This is a genomic window from uncultured Tateyamaria sp., from assembly GCF_947494755.1.
Taxonomy (GTDB): Bacteria; Pseudomonadota; Alphaproteobacteria; order Rhodobacterales; family Rhodobacteraceae; genus Tateyamaria.
The window spans coordinates 1-21,397 of record NZ_CANLVZ010000011.1 but is presented as its reverse complement, the minus strand read 5'-3'; the positions used below and the strand labels follow the sequence as shown (position 1 = coordinate 21,397).

General features: G+C 61.7%; 20 protein-coding genes. 5 read left to right on the top strand and 15 right to left on the bottom strand.

Annotated features, from left to right (window positions below; genetic code table 11):
- Nucleotides 1-4 precede the first annotated feature (4 nt).
- From Q0908_RS13935 to Q0908_RS13915, 5 genes are all read right to left on the bottom strand, one after another.
- The gene (locus Q0908_RS13935; protein WP_299285531.1) at nt 5-1,702 is read right to left on the bottom strand and encodes an ABC transporter ATP-binding protein; all 1,698 of its coding nucleotides are present in this window, start codon (nt 1,700-1,702) and stop codon (nt 5-7) included.
- Between the two features lie 5 nt (nt 1,703-1,707).
- Entirely contained in the window at nt 1,708-2,781 is a 1,074-nt protein-coding gene (locus Q0908_RS13930; RefSeq protein ID WP_299285528.1) for an ABC transporter permease, read from the bottom strand.
- Nucleotides 2,782-2,856: 75 nt separating this feature from the next.
- A complete protein-coding gene (locus tag Q0908_RS13925; RefSeq protein ID WP_299285525.1) occupies nt 2,857-4,227 on the bottom strand; it encodes a CmpA/NrtA family ABC transporter substrate-binding protein in 1,371 nt (456 codons plus the stop codon).
- A gap of 252 nt (nt 4,228-4,479) precedes the next feature.
- Nucleotides 4,480-5,619 (bottom strand): CmpA/NrtA family ABC transporter substrate-binding protein, encoded by a 1,140-nt coding sequence (locus Q0908_RS13920; protein WP_299285522.1) that lies wholly within the window; start codon nt 5,617-5,619, stop codon nt 4,480-4,482.
- A complete protein-coding gene (locus Q0908_RS13915; protein WP_299285519.1) occupies nt 5,616-6,200 on the bottom strand; it encodes an ANTAR domain-containing protein in 585 nt (194 codons plus the stop codon). Before Q0908_RS13915 ends, Q0908_RS13920 begins: the two co-directional genes overlap by 4 nt.
- A gap of 236 nt (nt 6,201-6,436) precedes the next feature.
- Between Q0908_RS13915 and Q0908_RS13910 the strand changes: the two genes are divergently transcribed.
- Nucleotides 6,437-6,727, top strand: a complete 291-nt coding sequence (locus Q0908_RS13910; protein WP_299285516.1) for a hypothetical protein — start codon at nt 6,437-6,439, stop codon at nt 6,725-6,727.
- Here the strand turns inward: Q0908_RS13910 and Q0908_RS13905 are convergent.
- From Q0908_RS13905 to Q0908_RS13885, 5 genes are all read right to left on the bottom strand, one after another.
- The gene (locus Q0908_RS13905; RefSeq protein WP_299285513.1) at nt 6,724-7,383 is read right to left on the bottom strand and encodes a L,D-transpeptidase; all 660 of its coding nucleotides are present in this window, start codon (nt 7,381-7,383) and stop codon (nt 6,724-6,726) included. The two genes, Q0908_RS13910 and Q0908_RS13905, sit on opposite strands and share 4 nt — an antisense overlap.
- A 117-nt stretch (nt 7,384-7,500) precedes the next feature.
- Nucleotides 7,501-8,901 carry a TRAP transporter large permease gene (locus Q0908_RS13900; protein WP_299285510.1) on the bottom strand — a complete coding sequence of 467 codons (1,401 nt, stop codon included), beginning with the start codon at nt 8,899-8,901 and terminating at the stop codon, nt 7,501-7,503.
- Entirely contained in the window at nt 8,901-9,530 is a 630-nt protein-coding gene (locus tag Q0908_RS13895) for a TRAP transporter small permease (RefSeq protein ID WP_299285507.1), read from the bottom strand. Before Q0908_RS13895 ends, Q0908_RS13900 begins: the two co-directional genes overlap by 1 nt.
- A 67-nt stretch (nt 9,531-9,597) precedes the next feature.
- Nucleotides 9,598-10,614, bottom strand: a complete 1,017-nt coding sequence (locus Q0908_RS13890; RefSeq protein WP_299285504.1) for a C4-dicarboxylate TRAP transporter substrate-binding protein — start codon at nt 10,612-10,614, stop codon at nt 9,598-9,600.
- A gap of 160 nt (nt 10,615-10,774) precedes the next feature.
- A complete protein-coding gene (locus Q0908_RS13885; RefSeq protein WP_299285501.1) occupies nt 10,775-11,869 on the bottom strand; it encodes a zinc-binding dehydrogenase in 1,095 nt (364 codons plus the stop codon).
- A gap of 431 nt (nt 11,870-12,300) precedes the next feature.
- Here Q0908_RS13885 and acs point away from each other — a divergent pair, with 431 nt between their 5' ends.
- Both acs and Q0908_RS13875 read left to right on the top strand, forming a co-directional pair.
- A complete protein-coding gene (acs, locus tag Q0908_RS13880; RefSeq protein WP_299285498.1) occupies nt 12,301-14,256 on the top strand; it encodes an acetate--CoA ligase in 1,956 nt (651 codons plus the stop codon).
- Nucleotide 14,257: 1 nt separating this feature from the next.
- Nucleotides 14,258-14,947 carry an adenylate kinase gene (locus Q0908_RS13875; protein ID WP_299285495.1) on the top strand — a complete coding sequence of 230 codons (690 nt, stop codon included), beginning with the start codon at nt 14,258-14,260 and terminating at the stop codon, nt 14,945-14,947.
- Nucleotides 14,948-15,023: 76 nt separating this feature from the next.
- On the opposite strand, the gene Q0908_RS13870 is transcribed toward Q0908_RS13875, so the two are convergent.
- Nucleotides 15,024-15,560, bottom strand: coding sequence for a DUF992 domain-containing protein (locus Q0908_RS13870; RefSeq protein ID WP_299285492.1), 537 nt, complete (start codon nt 15,558-15,560; stop codon nt 15,024-15,026).
- A gap of 178 nt (nt 15,561-15,738) precedes the next feature.
- Between Q0908_RS13870 and Q0908_RS13865 the strand changes: the two genes are divergently transcribed.
- Nucleotides 15,739-16,746 carry an AraC family transcriptional regulator gene (locus Q0908_RS13865; protein WP_299285489.1) on the top strand — a complete coding sequence of 336 codons (1,008 nt, stop codon included), beginning with the start codon at nt 15,739-15,741 and terminating at the stop codon, nt 16,744-16,746.
- On the opposite strand, the gene Q0908_RS13860 is transcribed toward Q0908_RS13865, so the two are convergent.
- The 4 genes from Q0908_RS13860 to Q0908_RS13845 form a co-directional block, all read right to left on the bottom strand.
- Nucleotides 16,731-17,930 carry an FAD-dependent monooxygenase gene (locus Q0908_RS13860; protein WP_299285486.1) on the bottom strand — a complete coding sequence of 400 codons (1,200 nt, stop codon included), beginning with the start codon at nt 17,928-17,930 and terminating at the stop codon, nt 16,731-16,733. The two genes, Q0908_RS13865 and Q0908_RS13860, sit on opposite strands and share 16 nt — an antisense overlap.
- Entirely contained in the window at nt 17,927-19,042 is a 1,116-nt protein-coding gene (locus tag Q0908_RS13855; protein WP_299285483.1) for a CaiB/BaiF CoA-transferase family protein, read from the bottom strand. Before Q0908_RS13855 ends, Q0908_RS13860 begins: the two co-directional genes overlap by 4 nt.
- Nucleotides 19,043-19,219: 177 nt before the next feature.
- Nucleotides 19,220-20,221 (bottom strand): UDP-N-acetylglucosamine 2-epimerase (non-hydrolyzing), encoded by a 1,002-nt coding sequence (gene wecB, locus Q0908_RS13850; RefSeq protein ID WP_299285480.1) that lies wholly within the window; start codon nt 20,219-20,221, stop codon nt 19,220-19,222.
- Nucleotides 20,218-20,586 carry a hypothetical protein gene (locus tag Q0908_RS13845; protein WP_299285477.1) on the bottom strand — a complete coding sequence of 123 codons (369 nt, stop codon included), beginning with the start codon at nt 20,584-20,586 and terminating at the stop codon, nt 20,218-20,220. Before Q0908_RS13845 ends, wecB begins: the two co-directional genes overlap by 4 nt.
- A 27-nt stretch (nt 20,587-20,613) precedes the next feature.
- Between Q0908_RS13845 and Q0908_RS13840 the strand changes: the two genes are divergently transcribed.
- A complete protein-coding gene (locus Q0908_RS13840) occupies nt 20,614-21,336 on the top strand; it encodes a hypothetical protein (RefSeq protein WP_299285474.1) in 723 nt (240 codons plus the stop codon).
- Nucleotides 21,337-21,397: the final 61 nt, after the last annotated feature.

Sequence of the window (21,397 nt, the reverse complement as noted above, 5' to 3'; positions counted from 1 at the left end):
TCCGTCACTCCGCTGCGATGGTTTTGGGCTTGGGCACACCACCCGTCGCCGGTGACTTGGGCGTGGCCCCGTGTTCGTATTCCTCAAGGAAATCAAGCACGTCCTGGCGGTAGCTGTAGTAGTCAGGATGCTCCAGAAGCGCCTTGCGGGTGCGCGGGCGTGGCAGCTTCACATCTGTGATCTTGCCGATGGTCGCACGCGGCCCGTTGGTCATCATCACCACCCGGTCAGCCAGCAGGATCGCCTCGTCCACGTCGTGGGTCACGCAGATCGCCGTGACTTTGGTGCGCGACCACACCTCCATCAGCACCTCTTGCAGCTCCCACCGGGTGAGACTGTCGAGCATGCCAAACGGTTCATCCAGCAGCAGCAGCTTGGGCGACAGCGCGAAGGCGCGCGCGATCCCGACCCGCTGTTTCATGCCGTTCGAAAGGTTGGCCGCCCCCTTGTCCATGCTGTCGGCAAGGCCGACGCGTTCGAGGTAGTACTCGACCACATCCTGACGCTCCGCCTGGCTGGCCTTGGGATAGACCTTGTCGACACCAATCGCGACATTCTCCTTGGCGCTGAGCCAAGGGAACAGGTTGGGCGACTGAAACACGACCGCGCGTTCGGGGTCCGCCCCTTCGACGTTCCAGCCATCAAGGCGAATGGCCCCTTTGGAGATCGGGTTGAGCCCCGCCGCCATGGTCAGCACCGTTGATTTGCCACAGCCCGAGTGCCCGATCAGCGAGATGAACTCGCCCTTGTTGATCTTGAGGTCGAAGTCCTCGACCACGGTGAGCGGCCCCTTGGGCGTGGGATAGACCTTGTGCAGGGCCGAGAAGTTCAGGAACCGCTCTTCCAGCCCGCCGGCCTGCGCCTTGGCAACGGCAGCGGGCACGCCGTGGATCGGGGTCACGTCCGGCAAAGCGCGCGTTTCCTCGACCTTGGCGGCGATGCCGACATCCATCAGATAGGTGGTCACCTGCGCCCGCAGCGCCTTGAAGGTCGCATCCTGGTTCATCGCCAACCGGTCGCGGGGGCGTGGGATATCGACCTTGATGGGCGCCGCAAGCGTGCCATCCGGGTTCAACGGCACGATCCGGTCGGCCAGCAGGATCGCCTCGTCCACGTCATTGGTGATCAGGATGCAGGTTTTCTTGTCCTGCTCCCAGATGTCGAGGATTTCGTCCGCCAGATTGGCCCGGGTCAGCGCATCCAGCGCCGAGAGCGGTTCATCCAGCAGCAGCATTTCGGGGTTCATCGCAAGGGCGCGGGCCACGGCAACGCGCTGTCGCATGCCTCCCGACAATTCGGCGGGCCGACGAGCCACCGCATGGGCAAGCCCGACCATCGACACGTAATGGTCGATCTTGGCGGCGCGGTCGGCCTTGGACAGTTTGGGAAAGACGGAATCGACCGCCAGCCCCACATTGCCGCCCACCGTCAGCCACGGCATCAGCGAATAGCTTTGAAAGACGAGCCCGCGTTCGGGGCCCGGTTCAGTGATCGGCGCGCCTTTGAAGGTGACGCTGCCGCTGTCGGGCATTTCGAGCCCTGCAATCAGGTTCATCAGCGTCGTCTTGCCCGTGCCCGAAAATCCGAGGATGGCGACAAACTCGCCCTCCTCCACATCAAGAGTGATGTTCTTGAGAACTTCGGCACGTTCAAGCCCGGTGCCAAAACCCTTGTTCACGTCTTTGAAGGACAGGATGCTCATACCGCTCACCGATTGGCCGAGAAGGTGAACATGGATTGCAGCGCATACATCACCCGGTCGAGCAGGAAGCCGATGATCCCGATGGTAAAGACCGCGACCATGATGCGCGCCAACGATTGCGAGGACCCGTTTTGGAATTCGTCCCAGACGAATTTGCCAAGGCCGGGGTTCTGGGCCAGCATTTCGGCGGCGATCAGCACCATCCATCCTACCCCAAGCGACAGGCGCAAGCCGGTAAAGATCAGCGGCAGCGCCGAGGGCAGCACCAGCTTGGTGATCTTGGTATAGGTGTTCATCTTGAGCACGCGGCTCACGCTCACCAGGTCCTTGTCGATGCTGGCGACGCCAAGGGCCGTGTTGATCAGCGTCGGCCAGAGCGAGCACAGCGTGACCGTAATGGCGGAGATCAGGAAGGATTTGGAGAACATCCCGTCATTCGTGGTGTAGACGGCCGAGACGATCATGGTGACGATGGGCAGCCATGCCAGCGGTGAGACCGGTTTGAAAATCTGGATCAGCGGGTTCAGCGCCGCATTCGCGGTGACCGACAGCCCGGCGGTGATGCCAAGGGGGATGGCGACGGTGGACGCGATCAGAAAGCCGAAGAAGACCGTTTTGATCGAGGTCCAGATCTGATCGTAATAGGTCGGTTTGCCGGTATAGGTGCGCTCGCGGACGCGATCCTCGCTGCCATTGGCGATCAGCTCGGCATTGCGCGCCTCTTGGCGTTCGTAAAAGGCGGCTTCCTTGTCGCCTTCGCGCAGGGCGTCGGCATGCAGCACGCCGACCTGCTCCCAGACCTGCGCAGGCCCCGGAACCGCACCAAGCGATGTCTGCACCTTGGGCGCAAGACTGGCCCAGACGATCAGGAACAGCGCGATGGCCAGCAGCGGTACGCCCAACAGCCGCCAGATCTCGCCCGCCTGCGCCTTGGGGTTGTCCCCCGCCGCGGCCTTGAGGATCGGGGTCAGCCAGGCCAGGCCAAACACCTGAAACCACGCGTCGGCCTTGTTGATACGGGTGAAACGGCGCGCGCGCCGCGCCTCGAGGTCAAGTGTGTCCGGGTCGATAACGGTCATGTCTGGGTTCCAACTGCTGTGGTTGAGACGTGGGAAAGCGGCCGGCCCTGCGCGGTGCAGGGCAGGCGCGCGCGGTCAGCCCTGAATTTCGCTGTCCACGATGGTCTGCCCGCTTTTCAGGCCGATCGGCAGGCTGTCGATATAAGCATTGGGGGTGCGCCCGTCGTAGCCGATACCGTCGATGATATCGCCCGCCGGTGTCGGGGCCTTGAAGCCGTCGCTGTCCCAGGGGAAGTCGGCCTCGTCCGCCAGCCCTTCGTCCACAAGCATCCGCGCGGCCTGCAGGTAGATGTCGGGGCGATAGACTTTCTCCGCCGTCTCGAAATACCACTCATCCGGCTTCGTGTCGGGGATCTGGCCCCACCGGCGCATCTGGGTCAGATACCAGATCGCATCAGAATAGAACGGGTATGTGGCGTTGTAGCGAAAGAACACGTTGAAGTCGGGGGCCGGGCGCACGTCGCCCTTTTCGAACTCGAAAAAGCCCGTCATCGAGTTGGCGATCACGTCCGCATCGGCACCCACATATTCCGAGCGCGCCAGCATCTCGACCGCTTCGGGGCGGTTGGCGTTGTCGTTTTCATCCAGCCAGATCGCGGCCCGGATCAACGCCTTGGTCAAGGCGAGCGTGGTATTGGGGTTTTCCTTGGCGAAGGCATCTGTGATGCCGAACACCTTTTCGGGGTTGTTCTTCCACATGTCGTAATCGGTGATGACCGGCACGCCGATATTCTTGAACACCGCCTGCTGGTTCCACGGCTCGCCCACCGCGTAGCCAAAGATCGTGCCAGCCTCCATCGTGGCGGGCATCTGGGGGGGCGGTGTGACCGACAGCAACACGTCTGCCGCGATCTGACCCGAAATGTCCTGCGGACTGTAGTAGCCTGGCTCTAGCCCGCCCGCGGCCAGCCAGTAGCGAATTTCGTAATTGTGGGTCGAAACCGGAAAGACCATGCCCATGTTGAAGGGCTCGCCCCGGTCCTTGTAGTCCTCGACCACGGGGGCCAGTGCGCTGGCGCTGATCGGGTGCTGGGGCCTGCCGTCATCCATGAGGGGCACGCTCGGCTTCATCTCATCCCAGATCTCATTTGAGACGGTGATGGCGTTGCCGTTCAGGTCCATCGAGAAAGGTGTGATAATGTGGGCCTCTGTGCCGTAGCCGATGGTGGCCGCCAGCGGCTGACCGGCCAGCATATGCGCGCCATCAAGCTGGCCGCTGATCACGCCGTCCAGCAGCACCTTCCAGTTGGCTTGTGCGTTGAGGGTCACAAACAGCCCCTCATCCTCGAAGTAGCCAAGCTCGTAAGCGACCGCCAAGGGGGCCATGTCGGTCAGCTTGATAAAGCCAAAGGTCAGCTCATCTTTTTCAAGGTCCAACAGCTCGGCCGAGGCGGCGGTGGCCAGCAGGCTTGTCGTGGCAAGCATCATGGCGCGCAATGTCTTCATGTCCTGTTCCTTTCTGTGCCCCGGTCCGGGGAAAACGAAAAAAGCCGCACGTCGGGTTCACGGGGGAGGAGGTCCGTGGTCCTGACGAGCGGCTTTGCTCTTGTTATGATGCACGACCAGCATTGGCCGGTGCGGGTAAGAAGGCGTCGATGCCCTTTGATACGATGCTGACGCTTGGCCGGAGGATGCGCAATTTTTTTCTGCACTGCCGCATGAATTTCTGTGCTGGTGCAGAAAGTGCCCAAGAAATGGTCAGGTGTGAGGGCCGAAATCAAAGGTTCTGCCGTCAAAGAAGGCATCAGGTGCAAGAATCATATGCCCATGCGACGAGGCCACAGCCGTCTCGAACTTGAGCGACCCTTCGACTTTTTCGGACGCTCCCGGCATATCAGCTCCGAGGCTGGCGAGGTTGCGGCGAAACAGGTCGGTGCGGAAACAGTCCTTGGCTTGCGCGATCATGCCCGCATCGGCCCCAAGCTGGGCTGCGATCCAGGCGGCATGGCTGCGCCAGGGGAAATTGGCGGCATGTTTGTGAAACTGTACAAAGCGCGTCACCTTCAGTGGCCCCAGATCCGCCCCCGGCGTGATGTGCCCGGTCAGTGCAGGATCAATCAGGTCGGCAGACAGGTTCAGGTGTTCGCTGCGTCCAAGGATCTCGATGGCGAGGGGTTTGTTCTTTTTCGCATCAAGCCATTTGGCGGCCCCATAGACGGCCCGCATCAGGCGGCGCACGGTGTCGGGGTTCTCGCTCACCCAGTCGGCGCGCGCAGCCAGCACCTTTTCAGGGGCGAATTTCCACACATCGCCCCCCGTCATCATGATCTGCCCCACCGCGCGCTGCACCGCGACACTGCCCCACGGCTCGCCCACCCAGAACGCGTCCACTTGGCCCGCAGCGACCGCATCGGCCATGCGCGGCGGGGGGACTGTGACCTCTTCTATATCCACGCCGGGCATCGCGGAGGTCCAGTAGGACAGCAAAAGCCGGTGCATTGAGTAGTGAAACGGCACCCCAATGCGCATTGGTCGACCAAGGCCCGCGAGCCGCTGAAGCAGCGTCTGGGCATCGCCAAATTGCACCGCGCCCAGATCACCTGCCAGCGCCTCGGACACGCCAAATACCGTTCCGTTCACGGACAGGACCATGAGCGTGTCGATCCGCGCAGGCAGCCCGCCTAACCCGATCGACATCGCAATGGGCATCGGCGACAGCATCTGCGCCGCATCCAGATGGCCCAAGGCCAGCATATCGCGCAAAGCCGACCACGAAGGCTGGCTGATCAGGTTCAACTCGAGCCCCTCTTCGGCGGCAAAACCCAGTTCGCGCGCGATCACCAGTGGGGCGCAATCGACCAGCGGCACATATCCGCAGTTCAACACCGTGTGCGTCATGACAACAGGTCCGCCGCAGTGACCAGCGCGTTGGCCACATCAATGACCTTGCGGCCCTGATCCATCGCCGTCTTGCGCATCAGACCATAGGCGTCGTCCTCGGATAGACCGCGTTGACGCATCAGGAACCCTTTGGCCCGGTCTATGGTCTTGCGATCCTCCAGCGCCTGTTTGGCAGCGTCCAGTTCCGACTGCATCTGGCGCATGATCTTGAAGCGGGCAATGGCCGTTTCCAGCACTGGCTTGATCCGGTTCATCTTGAGCCCATCGACCACATAGGCACTGACCCCCGCGCTGAGGGCCGCCTTGGTCAGATCATCGTCGGTGTGATCCACGAACAGGGCCACCGCCCGTTTCGTCGTCTCGCTGGCCATGGTGATATGCTCAAGCGTATCGCGATCCGGGTTGGCCAGATCAATCAGCACGATGTCGGGCGCAAATTCCTTGACCGTGCGATCAAGGCCGGAAATCTGAGCCAGCGCCTTGACATCGCGCCACCCGGCCGAGGTAAGCGCATCCACGATCTCGCGCACGCGCGCGGGGTCTGTTTCGACAACAAGGATGCGAAGGTCTTGGGCCATGGCGCTGTCTTCGGGCGTTGGCTGGCAAAGTTACATCTGGATCGGCGCAGGTCGCCTGACGCACAAACGGTCTAGTGCGAAAATGAGGCGCTTTAGCAGCCCCTGCCCAGGGATCAGGCGGTTTAAGAACGGAGCCGAACCACCCATTCGACAACGCACAACACGCCACCGCATTGCGCGGACGCCCGCAGAATGCGACAAAGCACCAGATACCAACTCAGGAAAGAGGATCGCACATGTTGCTCCGCACCAAGGCCGCGCTGATGATTGCACTGACAGGGGCCGCGTGCACCGATCTGCCGGGCGGTGGAACGGGTGGCGGATTTATCGGCCAGTTGCCCGAAGGCGTCGTGGACATTGCAGCCCCCGGCCAGAACCTCAATCAGGTGCGGTTGCTGCCCGAGGATGGGTGTTACTGGTATCTGCACAGGGGGCCGGTGGAATCCACATTGCTTCCGCTGCGCACCAGAACGGGCGCGCCGATCTGCACCCAGGCGCAGACCACTGCCGCCAACGCCAGCTCTTAACTGCTTGCCGTCACGCCGTTTTCGGCCGGGTAGAGGATCGCGCGCGAGCCGGGCGAGACCTCTTCGTAAAGCCCGATGATATGCGCCATCACCATGCGCACGCAGCCCGAGCTGGCCCGCCCCCCGATGGAGCGGGGATGCGGTGTGCCATGGATGCGCAGGTAGGTGTCGCGGTTGCCCACGAATAGGTAAAGGGCGCGCGAGCCAAGCGGGTTCGTCGGTCCGCCCGGCACGCCATCAGCGAATTGTTCGAACTGTTCGGGGTCGCGTTCGATCATATCCGCAGTGGGCGTCCACTTGGGCCACTTGGCCTTGCGACGGATATCATAGGTCCCCGGCTCGTAGAGGTTGCCCCGTGCGATGGACACGCCATAGCGTGCTGCCGTGCCGTCAGTGCCGATGTGATAAAGATAGCGCGCGACTGCATCCACGTGAATGTCGCCGGGGGTGAGGCCGGGATTGTGTTCGACCCGTTGCGGCAGATAGCGCGGGTGAAAGCCCCACGGGTTCGACGTCGAAGGATCGTAATTTGCGGGCGTCACCTGCGCATCCCACCGCGCCCAGTCTGCCGACGTGGATTGCGCCAGCGCCGCCCCCGTCAAAGGTGTCGAAAACAGCGCAGTGCCTGTTGCGATAAAGTGGCGTCTGGTCAACATGTGCAAGGCCCCCCCAAGGTCCGTGGTTGCCGTATTAGAGCCGACAACGAATGGCAACGTCCATACACTTCTGCGTGGGCCGTCCTCCGCCTAACGCATGGGCGCGCGCCCGGTTCCCTATCCCGCGAGCGACGGCAACCACAAAACGATCCCCGGAAAGGCAACCAATCCCGCGATGGTGAAGGCATCAGCGATGAAAAACGGCGTGACGCCCTTGAACACGTCTTGCACGCTTAGATCATCGCGCACGCCTGCGACCACGAAACAGTTGAGGCCGATGGGCGGGGTGATCAGACAGAACTCGGCCATCTTGACCACCAGTATGCCAAACCAGATCGCGCACATGGGGCCTGACATGCCGAATGTGCTGTCCGCCGCACTCACGAACTCGCCCCCGTTCAGCGCCATGACCGCCGGGTAGACGACAGGCAAGGTCAGCAGCAGCATCCCGATCGCGTCCATGAACATGCCCAGCACCGCATAGGCGAGCAGGATGCACACAAGGATCAGCATGGGCGAGACGGTCAGCGAGGTGATCCAGTCCGAAAACGCGCCCGGTAGATCGGCAAAGCCAAGGAAGCGCACATAGATCAGCACCCCCCAGATGATCGTAAAGATCATCACGGTCAGCTTGGCGGTCTCGATCAGGGCGTCCTTGAGTTCCTTGAACCGCATGCCCCGGTAAAGCGCCATGAGGAACACGATGAACGCGCCGACGGCGCCGCCTTCGGTCGGGGTGCCCCACGCGTCGCCAAAGGGGTTGTAGACAAAGAAGATGATGATCACGACCACCGCCACGATAGGCAGTGCCGGGGGCAGTGCGACCAGCCGCTCTTTCCACGTGAACCCGGACACCGGCGGGCCGACATTTTTCCAGATCAGCGCGATCCCGATGATCATGGCGGCATAGATGATGGCCGAGAACGCGCCGGGGATGAAGCCCGCGAGCAGCAGCTTGCCCACGTCCTGTTCGACGATGATCGCATAGATCACGAGGATGGCCGAGGGCGGGATCAGCGAGGCCAGCGTGCCGCCTGCCGCCACGACCCCGGCGGCGAATTGTTTGTTGTAGCCGATCTTGAGCATTTCTGGGATGGCGATGCGCGCGAATACGGCGGCCGTTGCCACGGATGCGCCCGACACGGCGGCGAACCCTGCGGTGGCGAATACGGTCGAAACGGCCAGCCCGCCCGGCACCCATGCGATCCAGCGTTTGGCGGCCTCGAACAGGGCCGTGGTCAGCTTGGCATAGTACGCGAGATAGCCGATCAGGATAAAAGTGGGGATCAGGGACAGCGCCTGAGAAGACACTTTGGAATGAGGGACTTGGCCTGCGATCTTCACGCTGATCTCGACGGCCTTACCAAGCTGCGCGGGGTTGTAGTCGAAGCCGTTCCAGCGCAGCCAGACAAGGCCGAAGAACCCGGCCAGACCAGCGGCAAAAGCGACGCGCATACCCATGAAAACCATGAACAACATGCCACCCGTAGTCCACAGACCAATCGTGATAGGATCCATCAATCTGCCCCTTCCAAGGACTTGGCCTCGGCGATGGCCTGTTCGGCGACGCTCTGGATCAGGGGGACGGCCACGGGCCGCTCGAGGTTCAGCCAGAAGGCGCGGGCATAGCCCACGGCCTGCAGCACAAGGCGCAGGCACAGCACGCCGAACGCGACCGGCACGATCAGTTTGCTGGGCCAGATGGGCAGCGAGATGTCGATGGAACTGTCACGGCTGCACAGGGGCCGGGCACAGTCAAACGAGCGGTCGAAATGCGCCCATGAGCCCCAGACAAGGGCGATCATCAGCACCAGGATCAGCAGGATCGACACCAGTTCGAAGAACCACAACCAGCGCCCCTTCATCGCGCCGATGATGATGTCCATGCGGATGTGCCCACCGTTGCGCTGCACATAGGAGACACCCATGATCGCGATGAGCGGCATCAGCATCTCGATCAGATCGACATAGCCAAGCAGCGGTTTTTCAAAGAATTCGCGGCCCGTCACGGAATAGGCCGCAAGGAACATCAGCGAAAAGGCGGCCAGACCGCTCAGCAACGCCATGACCCGCTCGATCGGGACAAGGCCGCGGTCAAGCCGGCTGAGCAGGCTCGAATCTTCGAGGACCGTTGAGGTTCCCGCCATGACTGGCCCCTTTTTTTTGTGTAGGTTTGGGGTGTCGGGTGGGTGATACTGCCCACCCGACCTTGGCTTAACTGCCGGACTTGGCGTCGGCCAGTGTCTTGACCACGAGGTCATAGAGTTCCTGACCGGGCAGGCCCTGCCCTTCCATGTCGGCAATCCATTCGTCGCGGATCGGATCGGCCGCCTTGGCGCGGAATTCCTCGATCACGCCGGCATCGATCTCGACCTTCTGGACGCCCTTCTCTTCGAGCACGGAATCCCAACGCTCAAGCAGTTCGGCGTAGTTGGCGAGGTAGTGATCAATCGCTTCGGGTACCGAGCTGTCAAGCGCTTCACGCTCGGCATCTGACAGCGCCTCATAGGCGTCGATGTTCACGACGACCGGGCAGTTGACGGTGCCGGGGTTCAGGTTCGCAGTCCACCATTCGGCCTGGTTGATCGTGCCGAAGGACAAGTGGGCGTGTTGCGCAAAGGCGACCGTATCGACGACGCCCGATTCCATGGCCTGATAGGCTTCGGTCGCGGTCACGGATGTGGGCACACCACCCACGGCAGCAAAGGCGTTGCCGATGCCACCGGTCGCACGCACGCGCATGCCCTCGAAGTCCGCAAGGCTGGCGCGCGGCGCGCCAGTGCCCACGAGGTTATATTGAGGCATGGGCGAGGTCATCAGCAGCTTGGCGTTCCACTGCGCCATTTCCTCGGTCGCGGCGGGGTGCGCATAGACGGCAGCGGACACAGCCACTTCCTGTTCGAGATTCTCGACCCCGAGGAAGGGCAGCTCGAGCACGGTGATCACGCGGTTCTTGTCACGGTGATAGCCAGCGCAGAATTGCGCCATCTCAAACGCACCGATGCTGATCCCGTCAAGGTTTTCGCGGTTCTTGGACAGGCCACCATAGCTGATGTTCATGGTAAACTCGCCATTGGTCTTTTCGCTGACCAGTTCAGCCAGCTTTTCGACGTGTTCGGTAAAGGCGCGGCGTTTGCCCCAGACCGATACGTTCCACTCGGTGGCGGCGGCTTCGAGCGCGAACGTGCCCGAAATCGCAGTGACAACGGCGCCGATTGCAAATTTGTTCATGTGTTTCTCCCTGAGATGCGGGACGTGGTGGCCCGCTTGAGGCAGAGGCTAGCGTGGCATTGCGGCGCTGCCAAGGGGTGGATCTGGCACATGGGGGCGCTGCCCCCGGGCCTGTGGCCTCCCCCGCGGTATTTTTTGTCAAAAGAAGATGCAGGCGTGTTCAGGGCACCACCACGATATTGCCCACGTGGACCTTGTCGATAAAGGCGGTCTGTGCGGCGCGCAACTCTGCCAGCTTGTATGTGGCGGCCAGCAGCGGTTTCACCTCGCCCCGCTCGATATACCCGATCACGTCGCCAAAGATGTTGAGCGGCACGACCGTCGAGCCGGTAAATGTCAGATCGCGCAGGTAGAAGGTGCGCAGGTCCAGTTCGACCAGCGGCCCGGCGATGGCCCCTGAGCAGGTGTAGCGCCCGCCGCGGGCCAGCACGTCGATGACGGACGCAAAAGCCGGACCGCCCACGATGTCCGCCACGACAGTGACCGTGTCGCGCCCGATGGCCTGTTTGAGTGCGCGTTTGAGGTTGTCCGGCTGACGCGGCAGCAGTGCATCTGCGCCCAAAGTGGCCATCTCGGCGTGCTTTGCCGCAGAGGCCATCCCCACCACCACCGCCCCGCGCCGTTTGGCCAACTGGATCAATGCCGAGCCGACACCGCCGGACGCGCCGGTGACCAGCACCACGTCCTGCGTACCGACATCGGCGCGCGCCAGCATCCCCTCGGCCGTCGTATATGAACACATGAAGGTTGCCAGTTCGGCGTCGCTGAGCGCGCTGTCCACCACCCCGACCCCGCGATGATCTGCGGTGGTATATTGTGCAAAGCCGCCGTCCCGCTCACTGCCGTAATACCCGGTCTTGTCCCGGTTCATCGGGTCCGACCAGTCGCGCAGCCATCCATCGGTCATCACCCGCTTGCCCATCAGATCAGAGGGGCCGTTGGCTCCGACTGCCACAACGATGCCCACCGCATCTGCGCCCTGAATACGCGGGAAGGTGATCGGAGCCCCGCCCCAACTGGGGTCTTCGTCGTCGATGGCGTCATACCCGTCCCCCGAAGTGGCTGCCTTCACCGCCTTGGAATACCAGCCCACCCGGGTGTTGACGTCGGTGTTGTTCAGCCCGCAGGCCCCAACCTTGATCAGCACATCGTCAGGACCGACAGACGGCATCGGCCACTCAGTATGAAATTTGAGTGCATCCATGTCGCCATGCGCGTGCAGAACAAAGGCATTCATCGTCTCGGGCAAGCTCATCTGGCGCAGCTCCTGTTTCGGGCGCGGGGGATATGATCCCGTTCAGCGCACAGCAATAGGGGCCCGTTTCGGGTTGATGCAATGGCGCTGTATGGAATAGGGCCTGCGCGGGAGATGATTTTGAACGGCGTTGGAGAGATGCGGAGGGCGGTTTGCGCGGAACCGGTCAACTTGCACATTGACCTTTAAGCTCTTGTAATAGCTTTCATTAACCACATATTAAGGCATAAAATTTACAAACTTTACAGCCCGCCGGAAACATATTTACAGCAAACCCGCGCCCCGTCAGCGTTTTATTTCATTCTCCATCGCTTTGGCTATGATCGCAGCCAAATGGAGGAGGACCCGCGCCCGATTGCGCCGCCACAGGAGGATGGCCGCACCCGGACGCCCCTCCGACATATCAAACTCAAGACCCCGCGGAGGACCCCATGCCCGACACCAAAACCCATGCCCCATCCACCGAAATGGCGGCCAATGCCCATGTGGACGCCGCCAAATATGATGCGATGTATGCCGCCTCGATCAACGATCCGGAGGCGTTCTGGGACGAACATGGCAAGCGTATCGACTGGATCAAGCCCTACGAGAAGGTCAAGGACGTCAGCTATGCGTTCGGCAACGTCAATATCAACTGGTACGCCGACGGCACACTGAACGTCTCGGCCAACTGCATTGATAGGCATCTGGCAACGCGCGGCGCTCAGACGGCCATCATCTGGGAGCCCGATAGCCCGGACGAAGACGCCCTGCACATCACATACAAGCAATTGCACGCAGAGACGTGCAAGATGGCCAATGTGCTGAAATCACTGGGTGTTGGGCGCGGGGACCGCGTTGTTCTCTATATGCCCATGATCCCTGAGGCCGCCTATGCGATGCTGGCCTGCACGCGGATCGGGGCGATCCACTCCATCGTCTTCGCAGGCTTTTCGCCTGACGCGCTCGCCGCCCGCGTATCAGGGTGCGACGCCAAGGTCGTCATCACTGCCGACGGTGCCCCGCGCGGCGGGCGCACCACCAACCTCAAGGACAACGTCAATCAGGCGCTCATCAACGTGATGCACGACACCCACTGTCTGGTGGTCAAACGCACAGGCCAGCAGATTGCGTGGCGCGACGGGCTGGATCACTGGCTGCATGAGGCGGCTGAAGGCGTCGATGCAGACTGCCCGCCCGAGGAAATGAACGCCGAAGACCCGCTGTTCATCCTGTATACCTCAGGGTCGACCGGTCAGCCGAAAGGCGTTGTTCACACGACCGGAGGCTACATCGTCTACGCCGCTCTGACCCATGAAATCACTTTCGACTATCACGATGGCGACGTCTATTGGTGTACGGCCGATGTGGGCTGGGTCACAGGGCACAGCTACATCGTATACGGGCCGCTGGCGAATGGGGCCACAACGCTGATGTTCGAGGGGGTGCCGACATATCCCGATGCCTCGCGCTTCTGGCAGGTCTGTGAAAAGCATAAGGTGGCGCAGTTCTACACCGCGCCCACCGCGATCCGCGCGCTGATGGCCCATGGCAACGACCCGGTCGCCAAATGCGATCTGAGCAGTCTGAAACTGCTTGGCACCGTGGGCGAGCCGATCAACCCCGAGGCGTGGAACTGGTACAACGACGTGGTCGGCGGCGGGCGCTGCCCGATCGTGGACACGTGGTGGCAGACCGAAACAGGCGGGCACTTGATGACCCCCCTGCCCGGCGCGCACGCGACCAAGCCCGGATCGGCGATGAAGCCGTTCTTTGGGGTGAAGCCGATTGTGCTGGAGCCGACCACGGGCGAGATCATCGAAGGCAACGGGGTCGAAGGGGTGCTCTGCATCGCCGACAGTTGGCCCGGCCAGATGCGCACCGTGTGGGAAGATCACGAGCGCTTCGAGAAAACCTATTTCAGCGATTACAAGGGCTACTACTTTACCGGCGATGGCTGCCGCCGGGACGAGGACGGCGATTACTGGATCACGGGCCGTGTCGATGACGTCATCAACGTCTCGGGCCACCGGATGGGCACGGCGGAAGTCGAAAGCGCGCTGGTGGCACACGCCAAGGTGGCTGAGGCCGCTGTTGTCGGCTATCCCCATGATATCAAAGGACAAGGCATCTATTGCTATGTCACGCTGATGAACGGGCAGGACCCTGATGAAGATCTGCGCAAGGAGCTGCGGACCTGGGTGCGCAACGAAATCGGCCCCATCGCCTCGCCCGATCTGATCCAGTGGGCGCCCGGCCTGCCCAAGACCCGGTCGGGCAAGATCATGCGCCGTATACTGCGCAAGATCGCCGAGGATGATTTCGCCGCACTTGGCGACACCTCAACGCTGGCGGACCCATCCGTGGTTGATGATCTGATCGAAAACCGCATGAACAAAGGGGCCTGAGGTGGACGCCGCCAAGGCCGCGCCGCCACCCGTTCTGATCCTCCTCGGCCCGCCCGGCGCGGGCAAGGGCACCCAGGCGCGCATGCTTGAAGATCGGTTTGGCTATGTTCAACTCTCCACCGGCGATCTGCTGCGCGCGGCAGTGGCGGCGGGTACTGAGGCGGGCAAAGCTGCTGATGACGTGATGAAATCCGGCGGGTTGGTCAGCGACGAGATCGTGATCGACATCCTGCGCGACCGGATCAACGCGCCGGACTGCGCGTCCGGCGTGATCCTCGACGGCTTTCCGCGCACGGCAGTGCAAGCCGAATCGCTTGACGCGTTACTGGTGGAATCCGGTCAACGCATTGATATCGCTGTCAGTCTTGAGGTTGATGACGAGGCGATGGTGGATCGGATCGCGGGCCGCTACAGCTGCGCGGGGTGCGGCGAGGGCTATCATGACACCTTCAAGAAACCTGCCAGACCCGACCAATGCGACCAGTGCGGTGGCACCCAGATGAAGCGGCGCGCAGATGACACCGCCGAGGCTGTGGGCACACGGCTGAAAGCATATCACGCTCAAACCGCCCCATTGATCACCCATTACGAGGAGGCCGAGGTTTTGCACCGGGTGCGCGCGATGGGTCCCATTGATGAGGTCGCCACAGCGCTTGGTACTGTTGTCAGACAGGCAACCGCCACCGCCTAAAGCGTTGCCGCCCAACGCAAAAGGGGCGCGCCATCGCTGGCGCGCACCCCTCTCCACTCGCCACTCCCTCGTGGTCTTAGCCCTCAACGCGTTGCAGTTTGATGTTACCCACACCCAAAGCCAGATTGACGCCGGTTTGCGCGCCAAGACTGATGGGCTGCAACGTCAACTGATCTTCGCCGCCACCGACCATAACGTTGCCTTCGACGCCGACGCCAAGCGTGGCCTGCGCGGACACACCACGATAGGTGCCGTTCAAGCCCGCCTCAGCCGCGCTGCGTTCGGTCGGGGCCAGAACCAGCCACGACATGACGCCCTTTTGGGTGCCGCCAACGCTTAGGCCAAAGCGGGTGATCTCGCCGACATAGGCTTCGTTTGCCAGCCCTTCCTGGGCGGGATCAAAGGTGCAATCGAGCGTGCGGGCCTGTTTCAGGGCGATCAGCGCCGAAGTATCCTCGACCTCGCAAGTCAAGGCACCGATTTCGGTATGTTTCACCGTTTCGCCGTCGCCGACTTCGGTGCTTTCCGCACTGGACTGCGCGAAAGCCGCCCCGCCGCTCATCACCGCGACTATGGTCAGGGCGGGGGCAAAATTACGGATGTGGATGGACATGGATTGGGTCCTTTCAAAATGGAAAGTGCGGTGCCGGCCTGGCCCCGCCATCCTCTTCATAACGCAGCCCCAATCCAAAAGGTTCCGCAGCTGGCGCACATTGCAAATCCCGCCAATCGACCAGCAATACGCGCCACAGCGCTGGTAAATCGCTGCATCTTTGCCCAAACTGGAGCGCATGAGCAGCATCGATCACATCCATTACAAAATCGCACGCACAACCCAGCAATTGTGCGGCTTGTTGCAGATCGACCCTGCCGATGTTCTGCGGCGGATGCGCTTTCCCGCCGACTTTCTCAGCACCGAGGGGCGCGGCGTCACGGCGGCGGATTTCTTTACAGGGTGGGAGGCGATCCTCGCCCAGTCAGGACGCGACGACGCGCCGCTGTTTCTGGGGCAAGCCTATGCGCGCGGCCCGTTCAATCCGGCCTTTTTCGCCTTCACCTGTAGCCCCACGGTTGCAGTCGGTCTGGCACGGCTTGCGCTGTTCAAACCGTTGTCCGGCCCACTTGATCTGCGCCTGTCGCGCGGACCGGATAGGGCGCTGATCATCACCAAGACGTCCAACACGCCCAACCACCCCCTGCCCGCCAGTTTCGGCGCGACCGAGCTGGTATTTCTGATCGAAGCGATCCGCACCTGCACCGGCCAACATGTCACGGCGCGCGCAGCTACGTTGCCGGCCCGCCTGCCCTGCCATGACGCGATTGCCGCCTTTCTTGGGTGCGACATCGCCATTTCCAGCCCCACAACCCTGCATCTGGCCGCGGAAGATGCGGATCGCGCGCTGTTGTCGGCGGACGCGGATCAGTGGGCGCAGATCGAACCGACCTTTCGCCGTCAGATGGAGGTGCAGACGGCGGCAAGCCCAGTCACGGCCCGCCTGCGCACGGCCCTGCCCGATATGTTGCCTGCGGGTGAGGCCAGCGTGCAGGCCGCCGCCAGTCGCCTGCGCCTCAGCACCCGCAGCCTGCAACGCCGCCTCAACGAAGAAGGCACGCGATTCCAAGAGGTTCTGGACAGCACCCGCGAAGTGCTCGCCCGCCAATACCTGTGCAACACAGACCTCAAGATTGAAGAGATCAGCTATTTGCTGGCTTACCGCGATCCCAATTCGTTCTACCGCGCGTTTCAGGGATGGACGGGGCAAACCCCCATGGCGGTGCGCAGTCAGGTCGCGTCCTGAAGAGCCGTGCGCGCGTCATAGCGATAGACCCAGTCCTGGCGCGCGTGGATCAATCCGGGCACCAGCCGCGCCCCAATCGCCATCGGTCCGTAAAACCCGACGCGCCCCAGGGCGGACCCTTTGTGAAAGATGCGCGCATTCGCGGCTGAGCCTTTTTGGATGCGACTGGTGCGGGCGATCCGCGCATTGAAATAGCGCGCAAACCCTGCATCGACCGAGGTCGCATCGCTCAGCGCGTCGGCCAAAACCCACGCGTCCTCAAGCGCTTGCACTGCCCCTTGCGCCATTGAAGGCAACATCGGATGAGCCGCGTCCCCCATCAACCCGACCCGCCGGTCATGCCATCGCGGCAAAGGGGCCCGATCAAACAGTGCCCACCGGTTCAGTGTGTCGGCCTTGGCGATCAGGGTCGAAATCACCGGGTGCCAGCCTGCAAAGGCCGCTTGCGCGTCGGCTTTGCTGCCTTCGATCCGCCAGCCTTCGCGCGCGGGTTCTGCCTGTTCGACCATCCCAACGAAATTCGCCAGCGTCCCGGCCCGCAGCTGTGTCGTGACGCCATGTCGCCGGTCCCCCGCCCAGACACAGGCGGTGGGCGGCGGCGCAAGATCGCCCAACGCATCCACCGGAACCACTGCGCGCCACGCCATATTCCCGGTATAGCGCGGACGATCCGGCCCGAGCATTTGGGTGCGAATGGCCGAATGCAGCCCGTCAGCTCCGATGATGCAATCGCCATCCGCCGTGCCGCCATCATCAAAGCGCAGCGTAGCGGTGCTGTCCGTTTGCGCAAAAGCAGTGACAACCCGCCCGGTCTGCACTGCATCCGGTGCAAGTGTGGCAAGCCGCGCCGCCAGCGCATCCGCCAGATCCGCGCGATGAATCTGCGTATAGGGCGCGCCCCAACGCTCGCGGGCGCAAGTTTTCATCGGTAAGTGAAACACCTGCCGACCGGAGCGCCCCATACGCATCTCGATGGCGTCGGGTTCAAATACAGCGTGTTCCAGATGTGGAACGACGCCTAGTCCGTCCAGCACCCGCCAGCCGTTGGGCGAGATTTGCAGGCCCGCCCCCAGTTCGCTCAGGGCCGGGGCCTGTTCGAAAACACTCACGTCCCAGCCTCGCAAGCGCAGGGCAATGGCGCTGGCCAGCCCGCCGATCCCGCCCCCCGCGATCAGGGCCTTCATGTGAGGGCTCCGTCGGCGCGCATTTGTGCAATCTGATCAGTGTCATAGCCAAGGTCGCTGAGCACCGCGTCGGTGTCACCGCCCGGTGCACCCGGTGCGCGTGGGTCCGGCGCAGGCGTGGCGGAAAACCGTGGCGCAGGCGCGCTTTGGCGCACACCATCACGGTCGATGTAAACGCCACGCTGCCCCAGATGCGGATGCTCTGCCGCTTCCTGCATGCTCAGAACCGGGGCCACGCAGGCGTCCGTGCCCTCAAAGACCGCCGCCCATTCATCCCACGTGCGCGTGGCGAAGATGTCTGCCAGTCGCGCTGTCAGCTGAGGCCATCCCGCGCGGTCCATCTGTGCAGGCAACGCTGCATTTTCCAGCCCCAATCCCCGCAGCAACAGCGCATAAAACTGCGGCTCAAGCGCGCCAACCGCCACATCGCGCCCATCCGCGCAGCGATAGCAGCGGTAAAACGGGGCACCGCCATCCAGCCAATTGCCCCCCGGCGCGCCCCAGGCGCCTTGCGCCATCAGCCCGTGGATCAGACCCATCATTGCAGGCACCCCGTCGATCATGGCCGCATCAACCACCTGACCCCGCCCCGTCACCCCGCGCGAGATCACAGCCGCAAGCAGCCCATAAAGCAGAAACATCGTGCCCCCGCCGTAGTCCGCCACAAGGTTCAGCGGCGGTTTCGGAGACCCCTCGGGCGTGCCCATCATGTGCAGCACGCCCGTCGTTGCCAGATAGGTGATGTCATGACCGGCCAGATGGGCCATCGGCCCCGCCTGCCCCCACCCGGTCATGCGCCCGTAAATCACCGTGTCAGGACAGGTATCGGGCCCGAGGCCCAACCTCTCCATCACGCCCGGGCGGAACCCTTCGATCACGATATCCGCCGCCGCCATCATCTGCCGCGCGACCCCTTGCCCGGCGGGTGACTTGAGGTTCAGTGCAATGGACGTCTTGCCTCGGCGGTTGATGTCATGGGACTGCGCCGGGCCCGAAACCTTGTCGATCACACAGACCTGCGCGCCCAGATCCGCCAGCAACTGCCCTGCCAGCGGCGCCGGCCCGAGGCCGGAAAACTCTACCACTTTCAGACTGTCCAATGGTCCCGGCATAGGTCCCCCGCCCGTTGTCACGCTTCGGGAGTATATTTGGTGGTTTTGGGAACAACAGCCCTATCGAACTCTATGCGCTTTCAGGGCCCCGCGTTGCTGGCGCATCGCGGCCCAAACTGGTCCTGCGCCAAGGTCAAATTCACTGCAATTGCTATCGCTGGATCAGCAGCCCGGATGTCACGCAAGCATAGCCTCTACCGCCTTGAGGATCGCGACCCTGCTGTGACCGTCGCCGTAAGGAGCGACGTCGGCACCGGTGGTTCCCACCGCAGCGAGAATTGCAGCAGCGATTGTGTCAGCATCCGTTGGCGGGACGACCCTGTTCCAACCGGCAGCCACGAGTTCAACCCACTCGGTCTCATCGCGCAGAGTTACGCATGGCGTGCGATGAAAAAACGCCTCTTTCTGCATTCCGCCTGAATCGGTTGCGATCACAGCGGCCGCCATTTCGCAGGCGACAACGTCAAGATATCCAAGAGGCGGCACAATAGTGATCTTCTCAAGCTGGCCCTCCAAGCCGAAATCGATCAGGCGCTGACGCGTTCGGGGATGCAGGGGGCACACAACAGGCATCTCGGCCGCGACCTTGGATAAGCCGCCAATGACGGCAGACAGACGGGCCGGATCGTCTGTGTTCTCTTGGCGGTGAATTGTTGCTAGGACGAAGTGTTTTTCCGCCAAACCTTCCAGCACGGACGGCAGGCCGCGCATCGTGACAATGTCGCTGAACATGAGAGCCGTGTCGTACATCACATCTCCGACCTGCACGATACGATCCGGGGCGATACCCTCCGCGCGCAAATGCTGAAACGCTGTATCCGTTGGCGGCAATAGAAGATCGGCGCAATGATCGGTGAGCACACGGTTGATTTCTTCGGGCATGGCCCGATTGAAGGACCGCAGCCCCGCCTCGACATGCGCAACGGGGATACCCAACTTGGCAGCCACCACTGCGCCTGCCAGCGTCGAATTGGTATCACCGTAGACAAGGACAGCATCGGGCGCTTCTGCGTCCACTATCGGTTCAAGGTTTTCGAGCATCCGGCCCGTCATGGCCCCATGTGACCCCCGATTGATGTTGAGCATATGGTCGGGTTTTGGAATGCCCATTTCCGTGAAAAAGATGTCCGACATCTCCAGATCATAATGCTGGCCCGTGTGGACCAATATCTCTGTCATGTCCGTCCGACGGGCAACCTCTGATGAACGACTGCGGCCTTGATGACTTGGGGGCGCGCGCCGATCACGGTGAGTATGCGGACCATCGGGCTCTCCTTATCAGGTTGGGCGAAGATATCGGAAACATCGCTCATGTAGAAGGTGCGAAAAAATGGCGCGAAAACCATGCGCTTGGCGGTCGGGGTAAACCGCAATCGTGTTAGAAAAGCAACTCTATCTTCGTCCTGACCGACGTCGATCTGATGTTGATCACAAGCGGTTGCTGCGACCGCATTTACACGGGCAGGTGCATCTAGAAATAGACTGCGGTCGTACGCCTTCTGTTGGGGAGGGGCGCGAGGTGTAATGAGCGGCTGTACCGACAAGTGCCTCTGTCAACAAAAGAGGAACACATGCAGAAACCGCGCCTTTACGCCCTACTTGGACGCACCCCTCGCCTCAACAGCTCAAGAGGGGATCTAATAAACGAAATGCGGTCGTTGCGGATTCTATCAACGCATTTCGATGTCTATTATAACAACGAACGCTTTGTTGAAGGTTTGACAGAGATCGGAAATCCCTCGGGCCTCGGCCCAGATACCGAGTACGACTACTATTATCTCAGAAACAGTCCGGACGTGTTTTCAGGGATCGACGGACGGCGCATCGCTTTTGCGTATCCTTACGACAGCCAAACATTTGAAAATGCGTATGGTCTGATCGTGCCAACAGCCAACTGGAAGCGGCATTTGTTGGCACAAACGGACGATAGCCGCAGAAAAGTTTCTGATGCCTATGGTTGCGATATCCCGACTGTCACGGCCCCTGTCCTAGTCGTGGGTCAGTCACAGGATCCGGGTATACTTAAAGAGGTGACGAATGAGCGGGACATTTTTCCCCTCCGTACCAAGACGACGATGGCGGCCAAAATTTTTGGATATTATGGAAATCTGAGCAACGATCTTTATCCAAGAATGGCGTTTCGAGCACTCGAACGCCTTGCCGACGAGCAAGGTACCGGATCGGATATTCTAGTTGTCTTGGCTGGTCATTTTCGGAAAAATTCAAAGATTTCGCTTCGAAAGGGCGTGCACATCGGCAACGTTCCCTACGACAAGATTGACCTGCTCCCCTGAGAGTCCGTGTTTATAAGTTAGCTCTGTTCAGGTTTTGGTCCTCTTCTGACCGGTTAGCATA